The following is a 1,796-nucleotide window of genomic DNA, read 5'->3' on the forward strand; positions in this document are numbered from 1 at the left end:
CTAAATCAAATTTCAATGGAGGAACCGAACTGGACCTTCCTAGCAGCAAATTTATATTTAAATGAACTATATTATAAAGCATCAACAACTAGGGGTTACCATAGTGAAGAAAAGTATGGGAATTTTTATTCGCTTATCACCGAATTAACCAGAATTGGGATTTACGATGAAGATTTATTACAGGATTATTCAAAGGAAGAAATTGAACTATTAGGCACAGAAATCAATCAAGATAGAGATCATTTGTTCAATTACATAGGATTATTTTTATTAGCCGACCGTTACCTGGCAAAGGACTACGACGGAAAGGTTTACGAGCTTCCTCAAGAGCGATTTATGATCATAGCGATGACGTTGATGAGAAAAGAACAAAGGGATAAACGCTTAACATATGTAAAGGATGCCTATTGGGCATTAAGTCATTTATATATGACCGTTGCGACACCTACCTTATCAAATGCTGGAAAAAGCTTTGGCCAGCTTTCTTCTTGCTTTATTGATACGGTAGAAGACTCTCTAGATGGAATCTATTTGAATAATTGGGATATCGCAAGGTTGAGCAAGGATGGTGGAGGACTGGGCATTTATCTCGGCAAAGTACGTGCTTTGGGATCAGATATTAAGAAGTTTAAAGGAAATTCCTCAGGTGTCGTCCCATGGATCCGATTAATTAATGATACTGCTGTAAGTGTAGACCAGCTTGGTCAAAGGCAAGGTGCTGTTGCTGTTTATTTAGATGTGTTTCATAAGGATATTATGAATGGCTTTCTAGATTTAAAAACAAATAACGGGGATGAAAGAAGAAAAGCGCATGATATTTTTACAGGTGTTTCTATCCCAGATTTATTTATGAAAAAGCTGCAAGAAACAGATGAACATGGAAGAAGCATTGGCCAATGGCACACCTTCTGCCCTCATCAGGTCAAACAAATGATGGGATGGAAAGATGAAAATGGCAGCCCCCTTGGCTTAGAGGATTTTTATGATGAGGTTGATGAAAGACTTTTTACGGAAAAATACGAAGAGGCCGTTAAGCATCCGTTTCTTCCTCGAAAGACGTATCGAGCGATGGATATTATGGCAAGAATCATGATCTCTCAATTAGAAACTGGAACCCCCTTCATGTTTTATAGGGATGAGGTCAATCGTCAAAATCCTAACAAACATATTCGGGGAAAAGGACATACGTCGATTTATTGCAGCAATTTATGTACGGAGATTACTCAGAATATGTCAGCAACGGCCATTGTTAAAGAATATCAGGATGAAGATGGGAATATTGTCATTGTCCGAAAACCTGGCGATTTTGTTGTCTGTAATTTATCATCCATCAACCTGCCGAAAACGGTAAAGGATGACGTTCTTGACAAATTGATTCCGATTCAAATGAGAATGTTAGATAATGTCATCGACCTTAATTCAATATCGGTAGGACAAGCTGAAGTGACGAATAAGAAATACCGAGCAGTGGGCTTAGGTACTTTTGGCTGGCATCACCTTCTCGCACTGGAGGGAGTATTCTGGGAATCTGATGAAGCTGTTTTATATGCTGATCGGCTTTATGAAGATATAGCTTACTACACGATTCGTTCTTCTATGGAATTGGCAAAAGAAAAGGGAACCTACAGTAAGTTTGAAGGTTCAGAATGGCAAACGGGTGAGTATTTCGAACGCAAAGGCTATAAGACGGAAAGATGGAATCAACTGATGCAAGACATATCCCAATATGGTGTTCGAAATGGATGGATGATGGCTATTGCCCCAAATTCATCTACAGCAAAAATTGGCGGTTCAAC

General features: G+C 38.9%; 1 protein-coding gene. It reads left to right on the forward strand.

What is annotated here, in order from left to right; translation table 11 throughout:
• A partial coding sequence (locus tag AC1Q59_RS24700; RefSeq protein WP_492368519.1) for a ribonucleoside-diphosphate reductase subunit alpha occupies positions 1-1,796 on the forward strand: 1,796 nt, incomplete at both ends.

It is taken from the genome of Cytobacillus sp. MT66, assembly GCF_058792595.1.